The sequence below is a fragment of the Pseudomonas sp. RIT409 genome, assembly GCF_003052515.2.
In the GTDB taxonomy this organism is placed as follows: domain Bacteria; phylum Pseudomonadota; class Gammaproteobacteria; order Pseudomonadales; family Pseudomonadaceae; genus Aquipseudomonas.
In genome coordinates, this window is record NZ_QARE02000010.1 from 71,887 (window position 1) to 89,959 (window position 18,073).

General features: G+C 62.1%; 16 protein-coding genes and 1 pseudogene. 12 read left to right on the plus strand and 5 right to left on the minus strand.

The features are described 5' to 3' along the window. The first annotated feature begins 5 nt into the window (after window positions 1-5). Window positions 6-827: an iron uptake system protein EfeO gene (gene efeO / locus DBP26_RS14390; protein ID WP_108238367.1), complete on the plus strand. Its 822-nt coding sequence runs from the start codon at window positions 6-8 to the stop codon at window positions 825-827. A gap of 92 nt (window positions 828-919) precedes the next feature. On the opposite strand, the gene DBP26_RS14395 is transcribed toward efeO, so the two are convergent. The 3 genes from DBP26_RS14395 to DBP26_RS14405 form a co-directional block, all read right to left on the minus strand. After that, window positions 920-1,690 carry a molybdopterin-dependent oxidoreductase gene (locus tag DBP26_RS14395; protein ID WP_108238368.1) on the minus strand — a complete coding sequence of 257 codons (771 nt, stop codon included), beginning with the start codon at window positions 1,688-1,690 and terminating at the stop codon, window positions 920-922. Then, window positions 1,683-2,306 (minus strand): cytochrome b/b6 domain-containing protein, encoded by a 624-nt coding sequence (locus DBP26_RS14400; RefSeq protein ID WP_108238369.1) that lies wholly within the window; start codon window positions 2,304-2,306, stop codon window positions 1,683-1,685. The genes DBP26_RS14395 and DBP26_RS14400 overlap by 8 nt, the downstream gene beginning before the upstream one ends. Window positions 2,307-2,498: 192 nt before the next feature. Beyond that, window positions 2,499-3,104, minus strand: coding sequence for a hypothetical protein (locus tag DBP26_RS14405; RefSeq protein WP_108238475.1), 606 nt, complete (start codon window positions 3,102-3,104; stop codon window positions 2,499-2,501). 246 nt (window positions 3,105-3,350) lie between these two features. Here DBP26_RS14405 and DBP26_RS14410 point away from each other — a divergent pair, with 246 nt between their 5' ends. Together DBP26_RS14410 and DBP26_RS14415 are read left to right on the plus strand one after the other, a co-directional pair. After that, window positions 3,351-4,046 (plus strand): heavy metal response regulator transcription factor, encoded by a 696-nt coding sequence (locus DBP26_RS14410; protein ID WP_108238370.1) that lies wholly within the window; start codon window positions 3,351-3,353, stop codon window positions 4,044-4,046. After that, window positions 4,019-5,428, plus strand: coding sequence for a heavy metal sensor histidine kinase (locus DBP26_RS14415; RefSeq protein WP_108238371.1), 1,410 nt, complete (start codon window positions 4,019-4,021; stop codon window positions 5,426-5,428). The genes DBP26_RS14410 and DBP26_RS14415 overlap by 28 nt, the downstream gene beginning before the upstream one ends. 36 nt (window positions 5,429-5,464) lie before the next feature. Here the strand turns inward: DBP26_RS14415 and DBP26_RS14420 are convergent, their stop codons facing one another. Further along, window positions 5,465-6,133 (minus strand): polysaccharide lyase family 7 protein, encoded by a 669-nt coding sequence (locus tag DBP26_RS14420; protein ID WP_108238372.1) that lies wholly within the window; start codon window positions 6,131-6,133, stop codon window positions 5,465-5,467. A gap of 547 nt (window positions 6,134-6,680) precedes the next feature. Between DBP26_RS14420 and DBP26_RS14425 the strand changes: the two genes are divergently transcribed. The 9 genes and pseudogenes from DBP26_RS14425 to DBP26_RS14465 all read left to right on the plus strand — a co-directional run bounded on the left by DBP26_RS14425 (window position 6,681) and on the right by DBP26_RS14465 (window position 16,251). Further along, window positions 6,681-7,133 (plus strand): MarR family transcriptional regulator, encoded by a 453-nt coding sequence (locus DBP26_RS14425; RefSeq protein ID WP_108238373.1) that lies wholly within the window; start codon window positions 6,681-6,683, stop codon window positions 7,131-7,133. Next, on the plus strand, window positions 7,130-9,229 hold the full coding sequence (locus DBP26_RS14430; RefSeq protein ID WP_108238374.1) for an FUSC family protein: 2,100 nt from the start codon (window positions 7,130-7,132) through the stop codon (window positions 9,227-9,229). The genes DBP26_RS14425 and DBP26_RS14430 overlap by 4 nt, the downstream gene beginning before the upstream one ends. Continuing rightward, window positions 9,226-9,435 (plus strand): DUF1656 domain-containing protein, encoded by a 210-nt coding sequence (locus tag DBP26_RS14435; protein ID WP_108238375.1) that lies wholly within the window; start codon window positions 9,226-9,228, stop codon window positions 9,433-9,435. The genes DBP26_RS14430 and DBP26_RS14435 overlap by 4 nt, the downstream gene beginning before the upstream one ends. A gap of 1 nt (window position 9,436) precedes the next feature. Then, window positions 9,437-10,342, plus strand: coding sequence for an HlyD family secretion protein (locus DBP26_RS14440; protein ID WP_108238376.1), 906 nt, complete (start codon window positions 9,437-9,439; stop codon window positions 10,340-10,342). Then, window positions 10,339-11,781, plus strand: a complete 1,443-nt coding sequence (locus DBP26_RS14445; RefSeq protein ID WP_108238377.1) for a TolC family protein — start codon at window positions 10,339-10,341, stop codon at window positions 11,779-11,781. Before DBP26_RS14440 ends, DBP26_RS14445 begins: the two co-directional genes overlap by 4 nt. 161 nt (window positions 11,782-11,942) lie before the next feature. Next, complete coding sequence (locus DBP26_RS14450) at window positions 11,943-12,776, plus strand: aldo/keto reductase (protein WP_108238378.1); 834 nt, start codon at window positions 11,943-11,945, stop codon at window positions 12,774-12,776. A gap of 151 nt (window positions 12,777-12,927) precedes the next feature. Beyond that, window positions 12,928-13,944, plus strand: a complete 1,017-nt coding sequence (locus tag DBP26_RS14455; protein WP_108238379.1) for a transporter — start codon at window positions 12,928-12,930, stop codon at window positions 13,942-13,944. Between the two features lie 191 nt (window positions 13,945-14,135). Next, window positions 14,136-14,313, plus strand: a pseudogene (locus tag DBP26_RS14460) (magnesium transporter CorA); the annotation flags it as partial. Window positions 14,314-14,646: 333 nt separating this feature from the next. Next, window positions 14,647-16,251, plus strand: coding sequence for an inorganic phosphate transporter (locus DBP26_RS14465; RefSeq protein WP_108238380.1), 1,605 nt, complete (start codon window positions 14,647-14,649; stop codon window positions 16,249-16,251). Between the two features lie 202 nt (window positions 16,252-16,453). Here the strand turns inward: DBP26_RS14465 and DBP26_RS14470 are convergent, their stop codons facing one another. Continuing rightward, complete coding sequence (locus DBP26_RS14470; RefSeq protein WP_108238381.1) at window positions 16,454-17,917, minus strand: glyceraldehyde-3-phosphate dehydrogenase; 1,464 nt, start codon at window positions 17,915-17,917, stop codon at window positions 16,454-16,456. Window positions 17,918-18,073: the final 156 nt, after the last annotated feature.

An 18,073-nucleotide genomic window follows, 5' to 3' on the forward strand; every position in this document is an offset into this window, starting at 1 on the left:
GCTCCATGAAAAAGTCGCCTCTCGCGCTGTTGGTTACCCTCGGTTTGTTGCAGACCCCCTCCGTGTTCGCGGCCACCGCGCCACTGGACCTGGTGACGCCGGTTTCCGATTACAAAATCTATGTGTCGGAAAACGTCGACAAACTGGTGACCGACACCCAAAAGTTCACTGACGCCATCAAGAAGGGCGACCTGGCCACCGCCAAGAAACTGTTCCCGACCACCCGTGTGTCCTACGAGTCGATCGAGCCCATCGCCGAGCTGTTCAGCGACCTGGACGCCTCGATCGACTCGCGCGAAGACGACCACGAAAACGGCGTGAAGGCCGATGACTTCACCGGCTTCCACCGCCTGGAATACGCGCTGTTCTCGCAGAACACCACCAAGGACCAAGACAAGTTCGCCGACAAACTGCTGGCGGACGTGAAAGAGCTGCAATCGCGCATTGCGGACATGACCTTCCCGCCGGAGAAAGTGGTAGGCGGCGCCGCGGCACTGATGGAGGAAGTGGCCGCGACCAAGCTGTCCGGTGAAGAAGACCGTTACAGCCACACCGACCTGTACGACTTCCAGGGCAACGTTGACGGCTCGAAGAAAATCGTCGACTTGTTCAAGCCGCAGTTGGAGAAATCCGATAAGGCCTTCGTGGCCAAGGTCGACAAGAACTTCGGCACCGTGGACAAGATCCTGGCCAAGTACAAGACCAAGGACGGCGGCTACGAGACCTACGACAAGGTCAGCGAGAAAGACCGCAAGGCCTTGGCAGGCCCGGTCAATACCCTGGCAGAAGACCTGTCCCAGATGCGTGGCAAACTCGGGCTGAACTGAGTCTTGCGCGATGAAAAGCCGCCTGCCGATCGCTCGGCAGGCGGCTTTTTCCATGCCTCCGTCAGGAAGCAGAACATCCGGACAGTGTTGGCTTAGATCCCACTGAACCAGTTGTACCCCTGATCCTCCCAATACCCCCCGGGGTAATCGTTGGTCACGAAGATCTCGACGATGTGCTTGGGATTCTTGAAGCCCAGTTTGGTGGGCACCCTGATCCGCAGTGGATAGCCGTAACTGGGGGGCAGCGCCACCTCACCGAAATCCAGCGCGAGCAGGGTCTGCGGATGCAGCGCGGTGGGCATGTCGAGGCTGGAGTAGTAACGGTCGGCACATTTGAAGCCCACGAATTTCGCCGTGGTGTCCGCGCCGATGTATTCGAGAAAGGTCTTCAACGGTACCCCGCCCCATTGCCCGATCGCGCTCCAGCCCTCGACGCAGATCAGCCGGGTGATGTCGGTGCGTTGCGGCAGCTTGCGCAAGCCTTCAAGGGTCCACGGAGCCTTGTCGCGCACCAGGCCTGAAACGCCCAGCTTCCAGTCGGCGACATCGAGATCGGGGATGTCGTCCTCGCTATAGAACGCATTGAACGGGAACGGGTTGCGAATCTTGTCCTTGCTGAACGTCGGCGCCAGCTTTTGCCCGCCGAACAGCCAGGCCTGCACTCGATCATTCCAGCGCGACATGGCCCACAACACCTTGTCCACCTGGTCGCCATCCTGCAGATTGCAGCCGCTGAGCAGAGCCATGGCGCCCACCGTCAGACCGCCTTTGAGAAAGTGCCGTCGCTGCAGGTTTTCCAGTTGCGTCTGCTGCGCCGGCTCCAGCTTGATGCGCTGAATGGCGCGTTTGTTCGGTTCAATCATGCTCGACCTTCCCGTTATCCAGCGTGCGCGTACCGCCCACGATCATCGGCAGCAAGGTTTTCGGCACCAGCAGAACCAGCGCCAAGTGCACCACCACGAACGCGCCGATGGCCGCCATGGCTGCGAAATGTACGTAGCGAGCGAAATCATAGCCGCCGAACAGCGCGGTCAATTCTTGAAGTTGAATGGGTTTCCAGATCGCCAGGCCCGAGGCCACGATCAACACGCCAGCGGCCAGCACCAGCCAGTACATCAAACGCTGCACGGCGTTATAGACGCCCTTTTCGTGCTTGAGACGAAAGCGTAAGGCGTCCACCAGGTCGCGTCGGACCGCGCGCGCCGTTACCGGCAGCAGGTCGCGTTTGAAGTGGCGACTGAACAGCCCGTAGAGCACGTACGCCAGACCGTTGATCACCAACAGCCACATCACGGCGAAGTGCCAGGCAAGCGCCCCGCCGAGCCAGCCGCCCAGGGTGAAGTCCCGAGGGAAGGAAAATCCGAACAAGGGCGACGCGTTATAGATGCCCCAGCCGCTCATGAACATGCAGACCATGCCGAAGGCGTTGATCCAGTGCGTGAGGCGAACGGGCCAAGGGTGAAGGGTGGTTTTTTTCATGGTGTGATGCTCATCACGGAGGGCTCAACCTGCATTCGGAACCCGAAGTGTAGTCGTGCCAGGCGTCGAGCCATCGTGAACAAGCGCCTTTTGCGGGCGCTTGCACGGGCTCATCTGGGCGCCTGAAACGCTGTTCAGACGAGGACCTGTGCAAGCCAGCCTGCTCACGAATGGGACGGTGCGGCTGCCTGCTTACATCGGTGGCTGGAAGCCATCCTTGCCCACGGCCACACCGCGAGCGGTCTTGCCGTCTTCAGCGGCGAACACCACGACCTTGGCGCCTTTGGTCAGTTGTTCGACCTTACCGGCTTCGACATAGGCGATCGGCACGTCCGCAGGCACCACCAACTGCTTCTCACCGCCCTTGTAGCTGACACTCAGGGTACGGCCGTTGGCGTTGGTCAGTTTACCCACGGTGCCGTTGGTCATGGTCCCGGTGCTGCCATCGGCGTTCTGCCAGCCATAGTGCCCTTCACCGCTGCCTTTCAGGCTCGCTTCGAACACGGTGACTTCCAGCGCCTTCAAGGTGCCATCGGATTGCGGAATGGCCGCAGACCCGATGAAGTCGGACGGTTTGATGGAGGCGATGTCAGCCTTCGAAACCAGGCGGATGCCGGTCTTGTCAGTCAAGCCGATGCTCTGATGGGCACCGGCGCGGGTGGTGAAATTCAACGTGTTGCCGTCAACACTGTCGACGGTTCCGCGCAGCGGTTTGACGACCGGCATGTCGGCGGCCGAGGCCATCACGGCAGCGCTGAGCATCAGCAGACCAAAGGTGGAGGACAGTGCAGTCTTCATGTTCATTGCGACATTCCTTCAGGCAGGGAGGTTAAGCGGATCGTTGCGTTTGTGTGCCCTATCGTCTTCGCCGAACCGGTACTTCACCATGACCGCCCGATGACATTTTTGTCATTCAGGCACCGGCCGGAATCGCCACCGGTCGATGACAAAAATGTAACCGTCCGCCGCGGCCAGGTTGGTTACACTCCGCACACCACACGGCGCGAGCGCCTTTTGCGACGCCGATGCCAAGCGAGCCACACGATGCACATCCTGCTGATCGAAGACGACGCCAAGACCGGCGAATACCTGAAGAAAGGCCTCAGCGAATCCGGTTACAAGGTCGACTGGGCGCAACACGGTGCCGACGGCCTGCACCTGGCGCTGGAGCAGCGCTACGACCTGCTGGTGCTCGACGTCATGCTGCCGGGCATCGATGGCTGGCAGATCATCGAAGTGCTGAGGGCCAAGCAGGATGTGCCGGTGCTGTTCCTGACCGCTCGCGACCAACTGCAAGACCGTATCCGTGGCCTGGAATTGGGCGCCGACGACTACCTGGTCAAGCCCTTCTCCTTCACCGAACTGTTGCTGCGCATCAGAACCATTCTGCGCCGTGGCGTGGTGCGAGAGGCCGATCATTTTCACCTGGCCGACCTGGAACTGGACCTGCTGCGCCGACGCGTGACGCGCCAGCAGCAGGTGATCACCCTGACCAACAAGGAATTCGCCCTGCTGCACCTGCTGCTGCGCCGCGAGGGGGATGTGCTGTCACGCGCGCAGATCGCCTCCGAAGTCTGGGACATGAACTTCGACAGCGACACCAACGTGGTGGACGTGGCGATCAAGCGCCTGCGCAGCAAGGTCGACCTCCCCTACCCGGTCAAGTTGATTCACACGGTGCGCGGCATCGGTTACGTCTGCGAGGTGCGGCCATGCGAGCCCGACGCCAGCCCTCTCTGACGCTGCGTTCGACGCTGGCCTTCGCCGTGGTGGCGATGTTCTCGGTGGCCAGCGCCGGCATGTACCTCTACGAAACCATGAAGGCCTCGGTGATGACCCGCAGCGACCACGCGGTGTTGGCGCGTCTGGATCATTTCCGCAAACTGCTGGAATACGACCTGAGCCTCGATACGCTGCGCGGCAGCCCCCAACTGTTCGAAAACATGCTCGACAGCGAGGACGACATTTTCATCATTGCCGAGCCCGGCAGAGCGCCGGTGATTTCGGTCAATCCGCTGCAGGCGCATCTGCCTGACATGCCGGTGGTCCCGCCCGGTCGCCCGCTGAACGTCAACGACCTGCGCAGCGGCTCGACGAAGGGCGATGTCCCGATGCGTGCTGCCACGGTGGCCGCCGTCTCCAATGGCAAGACGGTGCACTTGACCGCCGCCCACCTGGCGGTCAAAGAGATGGCGGAGCTGGCCAACTTCCGCAACCGGATCCTGGTCGCCGTGGCGATGGCCTTCCTTGTCACAGCGTTGCTGGGCTATCTGTTGCTGCGCCGTGGCCTGCGGCCGCTGCGTCGCATGGCTGAACATGCCACCGCGATTACCCCGGCCCGCCTCGACAGCCGGATGGACAGTCGAGACACCCCCGTGGAGCTGCAACAACTGAGCGAGGCGTACAACGCCATGCTCGATCGTCTGGCGGACGGCTATGGGCGGCTGAATCAGTTCTCCGCCGACCTGGCCCACGAAATCCGCACACCGGTGGGCTCGCTGATGGGCCACTGCCAGGTCGCCCTGCGCCAGCCTCGCTCGGTCGATGAATACCAGGCGCTGGTTGCTTCCAACCTCGAAGAACTTGAGCGTATCTCGCGCATGGTCGAAAGCATCCTGTTCCTGGCCCGCGCCGATGACGCACAAGGGGCGCTGAATCGTCAGCCGCTCACATTGAGCGACGAACTGCAACGGGTCACCGGCTATTTCGAAGGGCTGGCAGAAGAGCGGCAGATGACCCTGAACACCTCCGGCGACGGGGTCGTGAATGCCGACCCCCTGCTATTGCGCCGGGCGCTCAGCAACTTGGTCGCCAACGCGATTCGCTACGCGGATGAATGCAGTGCAATCGACATCCGTGTCGTCCAGGATCCCGCCCAGTGTCGAATCGAGGTGGAGAACCAGGGGCCGACGCTCAGCGAATCGGCGCAAGGCAAGCTGTTCGATCGGTTCTACCGCGCCGACGCCTCGCGCCATCAGAGTTCGGACTCCAACGGCCTCGGACTGGCCATCGTCGCGGCGATCATGCAGCTGCACGGGGGCGAAGTGAGCGTCGAGCAGCCTTCGAAGGGTCGTATTCGCTTCGCCCTGACCTTCAAGCACACGGCCCCGCTGCTTCGCTGAAACGGCAGCCCCCGTCATCGCTTGGCCGATGGGCCTTTATGCCTTCTTGTCGTGGGCAATCTGCAACTTGTAGAACGTCGCCGCTCCCCCCTCGCTCGCATACCCGGTGTTGTCCTGGGTATAGACCCCCGCCTTGAAATACAGCTGTTTGCTGTTCCAGGTCGCGTCCAGCTTGCTGCTCCACTGCATGTCGTGGGCGTTGACCACCAGGTTGCCCGTCGGGGTCAGGTGGATGGTGTAGGTGAAACGCTCCTTGAGCAGCACCCCGGTCGCCAACTGCACCACGGCGGGTTCCGAGGTCGGCGTCTGACGGAATTTCACCACCAGGTTGCCGGTCTGGGTCTTTTCCTTGTACTGAAATTCCAGCTTGATCAGCGGCTCAGTGCTGCCGTAGCAGTGGATCTGCCCGATGACGATTTTGCCCGAGGATGGGACTTGATCGACGGACAAGGCTGCACGCAGAAAATTGTCCGCCTGGGTGTAAACCCAGTTGTGTACCGCGCCGTTGGCGTAGGTCTCCCGCAGCTCGGTACGCGGGTAGACCGCATTATCGGTGCGCGAGCCGGTCACCGGCGCCCAGAAGAACAAGGTGTCGCCAGAACGGAAGTAACCATCCTGATAACCCGCGATCAGCTTGGGCGTGTCGATGGTGGCGGCAGGAACGCCTACGGGTACGGAGAGGTTCCAGGTAGCAAGGTCGATCATGTTGCGCTCGTGGGTGCGCGTTGCGCACCAGCAAAGGGAGGTGTCTGGCTCAAGGCTTTGCGCCCGTTTGCCTGTCGCCTTTGCTATCGGCTGAATCGTTTGTTCTTTAGCGCCGTCCCCAGTCAAGAAACCGCCGAAAAAGCCTCTGAATCTCTCTGGGCCACCATTGTGAAATCAATTCGGGAAGCAGATGAATTGGCCAAATTTTGATCAGCGCGCCAGATTTCGGGCGCTTGAATAGCGCCATTTTTTTGAACGCCGCCTTTAGACTTCACAAAATAATTCATCGGTTAAGATGAAAAAAGGCGACGAACGGCTGAACCCTTTTGCCTATTCAATGTCGCTTCAGGCGCCTCGCGCTCAAATCGGCCCTTCGTTATTTTTCGAGCCGGCCTCTCTGACGAACCTGCGCTGACCGCTCATCCCATTTTCATTTGACGAAAATACTTTGTTACCGGATATTAATAGTTAGCAACCTAATAATACGGCGTCTAATCATTCACTGCCTAACCAAATCCTGTTCGACGATCTATTCAGTGGCACGCTCATGACCCTCGATTCACTGCAAATGCACATCACTGGCGGCGTCGTCGCGGCATCACGTCAGTGGCGCCGCGTCTGTCAGACCACCTTGATGAACTATGGCGTATCGGAAGCCTGTGCGGGCCCGCTGCTGATGATCGCGCGCCTAGGTGAAGGTGTACGCCAAGTGACTGTGGCCCAGGCCTGCGGGCTGGAAAGCCCTTCGCTGGTGCGCCTGCTCGACCAACTGGGCAAGGCACGCCTGGTGCAGCGCACGGAAGACCCGACCGATCGCCGCGCCAAGGCGCTGAGCCTGACTGACGAAGGCCGCACATTGGCCAACTCCATCGAAGACGAACTGATCCGGCTGCGCCGCGACGTGTTCAGCGACATCGACCCCGCTGACCTGGAAGCCACCCTTCGCGTATTCCAAGCGTTCGCCAATGCCAGCCCGACCGGGCCGGAGTTGGCCTCTTGAACGCTCTTTTCAAAGGCTTCTTTCAGGACGTTCCGCCGGCTCGCGATTGGTTTTACGGCGTTAGGACGTTCGCCGCCTCCATGCTCGCGCTGTACCTGGCGCTGATTTTCGAACTGCCACGCCCTTACTGGGCCATGGCCACCGTGTACATCGTGTCCAGCCCTTTCGTAGCGCCCACCAGTTCCAAGGCGTTGTATCGGGCCGGCGGTACCTTTCTCGGGGCCGCGGCCTCGGTGCTCATCGTGCCGCTGTTCGTCCAGACGCCCTTCCTGCTCGCGGTGGTCATTGCCCTGTGGACCGGCACGCTGCTGTTCCTGTCCCTGCACCTGCGCACGGCCAACAGTTACGCGCTGATGCTGGCCGGTTACACCATGCCGCTGATCTCCTTCCCGGTGGTGGACAACCCCCAGGCCGTGTTCGACATCGCGGTCGCGCGCACCGAGGAAATCCTGCTGGGCATCGTGTGTGCTGCGGTAATCGGTGCGATGTTCTGGCCCCGGCGTCTGGCCCCGGTGCTGGTCGACTCCATGGGCAAGTGGTTCAAGGACGCCTCGGCCTACAGCGACCTGTTCCTCGCCCGTAACGCCACCCCTGAAGCGGTCGGCGCCCTGCGCACGGCGATGGTCGCGACGTTCAACTCGCTGGAGCTGATGATCGGGCAACTGCCTCACGAAGGCACTCACCGGCAGACCGTTCGCAACGCCAAGGAATTGCGCGGGCGCATGATTCATCTGCTGCCGACGATCGACGCCCTCGACGACGCGCTGTGGGCGCTGGAACGTCGCACCCCCGAACTGGTGGCTGATCTCGCGCCACTGATCATCGAATGTCGCGACTGGGTGGAGAAGACCGCCGACGGTGCGCCGATCGAATACTGGCAGGCGCTGCACACAGAACTCGAGCGTTTGCAGCCGACCCCTGCCCAGGTGGACGATCGTCGGCAACTGCTGCTGTCCACCACGCTGTATCGCCTGCGCGAGTGGATCGACCTGTGGCAGGACTGTCGCAGCCTGCAACACGCCATCGAAACCGATGATCACCGCCCTTGGCGCGCGGTGTATCGCCACTGGCGTCTGGGGCGCCTGTCGCCGTTTCTCGACAAGGGGATGATGCTGTACTCGGTCGCCACCTCGGTCACCGCCATCATTGCCGCCTCGGTGCTGTGGATTCTGCTGGGTTGGCAAGACGGCGCCAGTGCCGTGGCGCTGGCGGCGGTGGCGTGCAGCTTCTTTGCCGCCATGGACGATCCGGCGCCGCAGATTTACCGGTTTTTCTACTGGACTTTCCTGTCGGTGATCTTCGCCAGCCTGTACCTGTTCGTGGTGCTGCCGAACCTGCATGACTTCCCGATGCTGGTGCTGGTCTTCGCCGTGCCCTTTATCGTGGTCGGCACCCTCACCGTGCAACCGAAGTTTTACCTCGGCACGCTGCTGACGATCGTCAACACCTCATCGTTCATCAGTATCCAGAGTGCCTACGACGCGGACTTCCTGAACTTCCTCAATGCCAACCTCGCGGGCCCGGCGGGCCTTGCGTTCGCCTTCGTCTGGACCCTGATCGTGCGGCCTTTCGGCACTGAAGTCGCCACCCGGCGCCTGACCCGTTTCAGTTGGAACGACATCGTATCGCTCAGCGAGGAAGCGACCCTGGCCGAGCACCGGCACATGGGGGTGCGCATGCTGGATCGCCTGATGCAGCATTTGCCACGCCTGGCCATTACTGCGCAGGACACCAACGTCGCCCTGCGCGAGGTGCGGGTCGCGCTGAACATGCTGGACCTGCTGGCGTATATGCCACGGGTTCACCCTGTGCCTCGCCAATTGTTGCGGCAGGTCGCCACCGAAGTCGGCGCGCATTTCCGCGCCTGCCTCAAGGCACGGGAACGTCTGCCGGCGCCCAAGGGGCTGCTGATGACCATGGACCGCGCCCGCCGCGCGCTCACGTTCCAGTGGATGGGCGATGACCCGTCGCGCCTGCACCTGCTGCACGCCCTGAGCGGGCTGCGGCTGTCGCTGCTGCCGGGCGTGGAAATCGTCGACGTGCTGGCCGAGCGAGAAGAACAACCGCCGTATGGCATCGATGGAGCGCCGCTATGATCGGTGATCTGGACATCAGCGGGATTTTCCTGCCCACGTTTCTGGTGTTGATGGGCATCACCTATGTGATTTTCCTCGGGCTGCACGCCGTGCTGTCCCGGGTGCACTTCTATCGCCTGGTGTGGCACCGGGCTTTGTTCAACGTCGGTCTGTACGCCCTGCTGCTCGGCGTGGTGGATACCCTCAGTCGCTATCTGATGAGCTGAAATGAAAAAACCTTTACTGACCCTGGGCCGTGTGGTCCTGACACTGCTGGTTGTACTGCTTGCCGCCATCGTCGTGTGGCGCATGGTGATGTATTACATGTATGCCCCCTGGACCCGCGACGGTCACATTCGCGCCGACGTGATCCAGATCGCTCCGGACGTATCCGGCCTGATCGAAAAAGTGTCGGTCACCGACAACCAGGCGATCCACAAAGGCCAGGTATTGTTCACCATTGACCAGGATCGCTTTCGCCTGGCCTTGCGCCAGGCTCAGGCGACCGTGGCCGAGCGCAAGGAAACCTGGGAGCAGGCCCAGCGCGAAAACAGGCGCAACAAAGCGCTCGGCAATCTGGTGGCCCGTGAGCAACTGGAGGAGAGCCAGTCCAGGGAGGCACGCGCGTTGTCAGCGCTGAGCGAAGCCCAAGTGGCGGTGGACGCAGCCCAGTTGAACCTGGACCGCTCCGTGATTCGCAGCCCGGTCGATGGCTACCTCAATGATCGGGCGCCCCGTGATCGTGAGTTCGTCAGTGCCGGCAAGCCCGTGCTGTCCGTGGTGGACAGCGCCTCGTACCACATCGACGGCTATTTCGAAGAAACCAAGCTGGACGGCATTCACATCGGTTCTGCCGTCGACATCCGCGTGATAGGTGACAATGCCCGCCTGCGAGGGCACGTGGTCAGCATCGTTGCGGGTATCGAAGACCGCGACCGCACCAGCGGCAACAACCTGCTGCCCAACGTCAACCCGGCATTCAGCTGGGTACGCCTGGCCCAGCGGATTCCGGTGCGCATCGCTTTCGACGAAGTGCCCGAAGACTTCCGCATGATCGCTGGACGCACGGCCACGGTGTCGATCATCGACGACGCGGCGCACAGGCAAACCGCGCCGCAAGGAGGTACGCGATGAAACGCAGCGCGGCCCTATTGGGCGTGGGGCTGGGCTTGCTGCTGTCGGCCTGTACGGTGGTCGGTCCGGACTACCGGTTGCCCAAGGATGCGGCGGTCAATCGTCCCGATCTGCAGGGCCCGATCGCCGGCAGCTCGTCGAATGCCGTGTCGGCACCGGTCCCTGCGGATTGGTGGCGGCTCTACAAGGACCCCACCCTCGATGAACTGGTACGCCAGGCGCTGGCGTCCAGCACGGACCTGCGCGTCGCGGCCGCCAATCTGCAACGGGCACGCTACCAGACCAATGAAGCCCAGGCCGCGGGCGGCTTCACCAACAGTGCCAAGGCCGGCGCCCAACGCTTGCAGGAATCCGGTCAGGCGTTTCTGTTACCCGAAAAGGTACCCGTGGCCAATGTCGCCGACATCGGGCTGACGACCTCTTATCAATTCGACCTGTTCGGTGTGCTGCAACGTGGCATCGAAGCGGCAGAGGCGAATACCGATGCGGCGCAGGCAGCGGTCGACACCGCACGGATTACGCTGGTGGCCGACGTGGTGCGTGCCTATACGCAGGTGTGTGCGGCCAACGAAGAGCGCAACATCGCGCTGCACTCGCTGGACCTGCAGCAACAAAGCCTGGCCCTGACTCAGCGCCTGCGCGATGCCGGACGCGGTGACGAAACTCAGGTCACCCGCTCCCAGACCCAGTACAAATCTCTGCGCGCCGACCTGCCTCGCTACACCGCTGCGCAAAAAGCCGGGATGTATCGCCTGTCGATGCTGTTGGCCAAACCTTTGGATCAATTGCCCAAAGCCGTGGCCGACTGCGCCGAGCTGCCGCGCATCGCTCAGGTCATGCCGGTCGGCGATGGTGCCGCGCTGCTCAAGCGACGCCCGGACGTGCGCCAGGCCGAACGGCGACTGGCGGCGTCGAGCGCGGCAATCGGCGTGGCCACCGGCGAGCTTTATCCGGACATCAGCATCGGGGCAACGGTCGGCACCGTCGGCATTGTCGACGACCTCGGCGATCCGTCCACCAACCGCTGGGGCTTCGGCGGGCTGATCAACTGGACGCTGCCGTCCAATGGCGCGCGTGCGCGGATTCATATGGCCGAAGCATCGAACCAGGGCGCCCTGGCCCACTTCGACGGCGTGGTCCTGAACGCCATACGCGAGGCGCAAACCAGCCTGTCTCAATACACCGCGTTGCTGGAACGTCGCGATGCACTGGCCGATACCGAAGCCTCGGCCAGGCAGGCGGCGGACCAGACCCATCGGTTCTTCATGGCCGGTCGCGAGTCCTTCCTCGCCGACCTGCAAGCCACCCGCACCTACACCGACGTGACCGCGCAACTGGCCGCAGCCAATACGCAGGTGGCCATGGGGCAGATTGACTTGTTCCTGGCGCTGGGCGGGGGCTGGGAGAATAAGCAGGTGGCTGCGCAGAATCCGAAATGAACACCCCCCTGTAGGCGTGAGGCTGCTCCTGCAGGGTACCCCACCCGCCGCCATCCTGCGCTTGACGCGTGCCACCTGTCGCTTGCAACAGCTCGTCGAATGGAACCCTTCGCCGCCCGCACTGCCTGATCTCTCTATACCCACCCCGCAGGAGGCATCCCATGCGCACGCTGCAATTGGCTGAGAAAACCGTACCCGTCATCGGTCAGGGCACCTGGCGCATGGGCGAAGACCGGCAGCGGCGCCAAGCAGAAATCGCCGCCCTGCAATTGGGCATCGATATCGGGCTGACCCTGATCGACACCGCCGAGATGTACGGCGAAGGCGGTGCCGAGCAAGTGGTGGGTGAGGCCATCGCAGGCCGCCGCGATCAGGTCACGCTGGTGAGCAAAGTCTACCCGCACAACGCCAGCCGCCACGGCATTCCCGCCGCTTGCGAGCGCAGCCTGCAGCGGATGAAAACCGATCATATCGATCTTTACCTGCTGCACTGGCCGGGCTCGCACCCGCTCGATGAAACCGTCGAAGCCTTCGAACGCCTGCGCGAGGCTGGCAAGATCGGCCGCTGGGGTGTGTCCAATTTCGACGTTTCGGACCTGCTGGAGCTTGAAACCGTCGACTCCCCAACGGCCTGCGCCACCAATCAGGTGCTGTACAACCCGGAGCAGCGCGGTATCGAATACGACCTCCTCCCTCGGATGCAGAATGCCTACATGCCGCTTATGGCCTACTGCCCGATCGGGCAAGGGGGCGACCTGTTGATGAACCCTGCCATTCTCGAAGTCGCCAAGCGCCATGGCGCCACTCCCGCGCAGATCAGCCTGGCGTGGGTGCTGCGCCAGGACGGCGTGATCGCCATCCCGAAAGCAGTCGACCCCCATCACCTGCGGTCGAACGCCGAGGCGGTGAACATCGAGCTGACCCTGGACGACGAACTGCTGATCGACACGTCCTGGCCCGTACCGACGCGCAAGCGGCCGTTGGAAATGGTCTGAGCGCGGCGACAGGCCAGCAGGCCGGGCATCAAGGCCAATGAAAGAGACGGGCAGCAGCAGACTCAAAGAGTCACAAAAACGTCAAAAAGCCTTGCGATGATGCCGCTTTCGAGCCCATGCCCTTTCGGGCATTTTTCGCCTGCGAGCCTTCATGAACTCAAGCATTGCCCGGACCCACGACGCGGACATTTTCGGTCTGCTGTATGGCTTTCGATTTCGTCCAGGAGAGGCTGCGCAACAGATTGACTCGGCGGCCGCTCTGGACGCCTTGCGCAACCCCACCGACCCGAACACTTTCATCTGGCTGCACCTGAACCTCGCCCACGCCAGCTGCGAGCGCTGGCTGAAAACCCATCTGGACCTGCCCGAAGAATTTTTGGAAGCCTTGCACGAAGGCTCACGCTCGACCCGCATCGAACACGTCGACTCCGCCCTGCTGGCTGTGGTCAACGACGTGGTGTTCGATTTCAACCGCGTGTCGACCGACATTGCCACGCTGTGGGTGTGCGTGCGCAGCCACCTGATGATTTCTGCCCGGCATCAGCCCTTGCGCTCCGTCGACCGGCTGCGGTCCTCGGTCAAACAGGGGGAAACTTTTCGCTCTCCGCTGGAGCTGCTCGCGCACCTGGTACGCGATCAGAGCGACGTGCTGGCGCAATTCATGCGCAAGACCAGCCTCAGCGTCGATCGCATCGAGGACCAATTGCTGGCACAGCGTCTGAGCAACAACCGCACCGAACTGGGCGCGATGCGTCGGGTGCTGGTGCGCCTGCAACGCTTGCTGGCGCTGGAGCCAGGCTCGTTGATGCGGTTGCTGCATCGCCCGCCCCAGTGGTTGCAGGAGGAAGATTTGCAAGAGCTGCGTCAATCCACGGAAGAGTCAGCGCTGGTGATCAGCGACCTCACGGCATTGGGCGAACGCATCAAACTGCTGCAAGAAGAAATCGCCGCCAACCTCAACGAGCAGAGCAGCCGTACGCTGTTCACCCTGACCGTCGTGACCGTACTCGCACTGCCGATCAACATCGTGGCAGGCTTCTTCGGCATGAACGTCGGTGGCATCCCGCTGGCCAGCGACCCCCATGGGTTCTGGATTCTGGTGGTGTTGGTGGCGTCGTTCACTTTCATCGCCGGGCGCTGGGCGTTTCGCAAAAGTCGGGAGTATTGAACCTCCGCTAATCCGCCTCTGGCCGAAGACGTAGGAGCGCGCTTGCCCGCGATCTGCCGCGAAGCGGCAGTGAAATCAGACACCTCGGCTCTTTCTGGTACACCGCGTTGGCAGGGTTTTGCTGCCGCTCTGCGGCAGATCGCGGGCAAGCGCGCTCCTACGCCTTCGGCAGCATCAAAAGCAGCGCGCGTCGTATCGAGGACCAGTTGCTGGCACAGCGCCTGAGCAACAACCGCACCGAACTGGGCGCGATGCGTCGGGTTGCTGCACCGCCCGCCCCAGTGGTTGCAGGAAGAGGATTTGCAGGAGCTGCGTCAATCCACGGAAGAGTTGGCGCTGGTGATCAGCGACCTGATGGCATTGGGCGAAAGTCGGGAGTATTGAAGCTTCACTCATCCGCCTCTGGCCGAAGGCCGTAGGAGCGCGCTTGCCCGCGATCTGCCGCGAAGCGGCAGTGAAATCAGACACCTCGGCTCTTTCTGGTACACCGCGTTGGCAGGGTCTTGCTGCCGCTCTGCGGCAGATCGCGGGCAAGCGCGCTCCTACGCCTTCGGCAGCATCAAAAGCAGCGCGTGTCTAACGTTTCCTAACGCCACCCATCCGTTATCGCCACAAATCCTCTCGAACCCTGACCTGCGTCGCATCTTTGTCACATTTTGAAATGATCATGGTTGCCACTTCACCTCGACAGGATTGTGAATCATGGCGACTCCCTCTCTGGCCCGCGACGCTGCCGGGCCGAGCGTTCAATTCGGGCGCAAGCCTGGTGTGCTGACGATGGTGGTTTTTTTTGCCGTTCTCGCGCTTGGCCTGCTCTACACCGCCTTCAGTCTGAAATCGGACATGGATGACCTGGGCACGGTGGTCACGACCTGGGTGCCCTTCCTGCTGCTGGGCGTCGCGCTGGTGATCGCGCTGGGCTTCGAGTTCGTCAATGGCTTCCACGACACGGCCAACGCGGTCGCGACGGTGATTTACACCCACTCGCTGCCGCCGAACGTCGCGGTGCTCTGGTCCGGCGCGTTCAACTTTCTCGGGGTGCTGTTTTCCAGCGGGGCGGTGGCCTTCGGCATCATCGCCCTGCTGCCAGTGGAACTGATCCTGCAAGTCGGCTCTTCTGCGGGGTACGCCATGATCTTCGCCCTGCTCATCGCCGCCATCGTGTGGAACCTCGGCACCTGGTGGCTGGGCTTGCCCGCGTCGTCTTCGCATACGCTGATCGGCTCGATCATCGGGGTCGGCGTGGCCAATGCGCTGATGCACGGTCGCGATGGCACCAGTGGGGTGGACTGGTCCCAGGCGACCAAGATTGGCTATTCGCTGCTGCTCTCGCCGCTGGTGGGCTTCACGTGCGCGGCGCTGTTGTTACTGGCGCTGCGTGCGTTCGTCAAGAATCGCGCGCTGTACAAGGCACCTAAGGGCAACACCCCGCCACCGCTGTGGATTCGGGGCCTGTTGATCCTGACGTGCACTGGCGTGTCCTTTGCTCACGGCTCCAACGACGGTCAGAAAGGCATGGGCCTGATCATGCTGATCCTGGTCGGCACGCTGCCAATGGCCTATGCCCTCAACCGTGCGATGCCCGCCGATGAATCGGTGCAGTTCGCCGCAGTGGCGCAGGTCACCCAGCAAGCCTTGATCAAGACCGCGCCTCTGCCCGCGCCGGCTGACTCGCGCAAGACCTTGTCCGACTACCTCCGCGACAAACAGCCCACGCCCGAGCTGATCCCGGCCCTGGCCGTCATGGCCGGCAAGATCGGTGACCAGGTCGCCAGCTACGGCTCCCTGGCCAAGGTGCCCGCCGAAGCCACCGCCAACGTGCGCAACGACATGTACCTGACTTCCGAAGCCATCCGCCTCATGGACAAGCACAAGGCCGTCCATTTCGACGCCGACACCCAGGGCAAGGTGCAACTGTTCAAGCAACAGATCGACAACGCGACCCGCTTCATCCCGCTGTGGGTCAAGGTCGCTGTCGCCATCGCGTTGGGGCTCGGAACCATGGTGGGCTGGAAGCGCATCGTCGTGACCGTTGGCGAGAAGATCGGCAAGACCCACCTGACCTACGCCCAGGGCGCGTCGGCGGAAGTGGTCGCCATGCTGACCATCGGCGCGGCGGACATGTACGGCCTGCCCGTGTCGACGACCCACGTGCTGTCGTCCGGCGTGGCCGGCAGCATGACCGCCAATGGCTCGGGTCTGCAGTTGCGCACGCTGCGCAATCTGGCGCTGGCCTGGGTACTGACCTTGCCTGCGGCGATTCTGCTGTCGGGCGGGCTTTATTGGCTATTCACCCAACTCTTCTGACGCGAAGCGTTTCCCCGCTCTCCTTCACAGGCGCTCGGGCGCCTGTTTTTTTGCGCTGCATCCCCCGAACGAAATCTTCACGATCCGCGGTCTACCCCCCAGCACCGCTTGGAACGCAAACGCCGCCAACAAAAACGCCACGACCGAATGACCCGGTCGTGGCGTTCTGGGTGCGAAGCTGCTCGCGTAGAGCGGGGTTGCGTTATGTCGGGAACGCGGGCGGGTTGACCCCGGCCATGTCTTCCATCACGCGGACCACCTGGCAGCTATAACCGAATTCGTTGTCGTACCAGACGTACAACACGACGCGGTTGTCGTTGCAGATGGTGGCTTCGGCGTCGACCACCCCGGCGTGGCGCGAGCCCACGAAGTCGGTGGAGACCACTTCCTGCGAGTTCACGAAGTCGATCTGCTTGTGCAGGTCCGAATAGAGCGCCGTCTGGCGCAGGTATTCGTTGACTTCGTCACGCGTGGTTTCCTGACCCAGGTTCAGGTTCAGGATGGCCATGGAGACGTTTGGCGTCGGCACGCGGATGGCGTTGCCGGTCAGCTTGCCGGCCAGCTCAGGCAGGGCCTTGGCTGCCGCGGTGGCCGCACCCGTTTCGGTGATGACCATGTTCAGCGCGGCGCTGCGGCCACGACGGTCGCCCTTGTGGAAGTTGTCGATCAGGTTCTGGTCGTTGGTGTACGAGTGAACGGTTTCGACGTGGCCATTGACGATGCCGAACTTGTCGTTGATCGCCTTGAGCACCGGCACGATGGCGTTGGTGGTGCAGGACGCCGCCGAGATGATCTTGTCATCGGCGGTGATCTGCTGATGGTTGATGCCATGAACGATGTTCTTCAGCTTGCCCTTGCCCGGTGCGGTCAGCACCACGCGATCGACGCCCGGGCATTGCAGGTGCTGGCCCAGGCCATCGGCATCGCGCCATACACCGGTGTTGTCGACCAGCAAAGCGTCCTTGATGCCGTACTGGGTGTAATCCACCTCGGTCGGATTCTTGGCGTAGATCACCTGGATCAGGTTGCCGTTGGCGGTGATGGTGTTGTTGGCTTCGTCGACGGTGATGGTGCCGTCGAACGGGCCGTGCACCGAATCGCGGCGCAGCAGGCTCGCACGCTTGATCAGGTCGTTTTCAGCGCCCTTGCGCACGACGATGGCACGCAGGCGCAGCCCATCGCCGCCCCCGGTTTTCTCGATCAGGATACGCGCCAGCAGGCGGCCGATGCGGCCGAAACCGTACAGCACGACGTCGGTGCCCTTGCGTGCGCCGGCATTCTGCTGACCGACGACTTCGGCCAGTTCCTCGCGCACGAACTGCTCGGCAGTGCGGCCGTTTGCCTCGGCCTTGTATTTGACGGCCAGCTTGCCCAGGTCCACCGAGGCGGCGCCCAGCTTGAGTTCGCTCATCGCTTTGATGAGCGGGAAAGTTTCGTGTACGGACAATTCGGTCGCGTCAGCCTGACGGTGACGGGCAAAGCGGTGCGCTTTGAGAATGGCGATGACTGAACGGTTGATCAGAGTACGGCCATAGATCGAACTCACCACATTGTTGTTGCGGTAGAGCTGACCGATAAGAGGGATCATCGCCTCGGCGAGCGCTTCACGATCGATCCATTCACCAAGACACTGGTCGGGCTTCTGAGTCACGGGAACCTTCCACATGTAGGGGCTGAAAAAAGGGACTACATTATGCTCAAGCCTTTGTTTATAAGCAATCCGGAGTTTTCATGTAGCCTGGCACTACATAATTCGGCGCCTACGAAGACGAGCACAAAACTGACAGCGCAATGCCGATTTAGTTACAATCCCCGGCTTTGC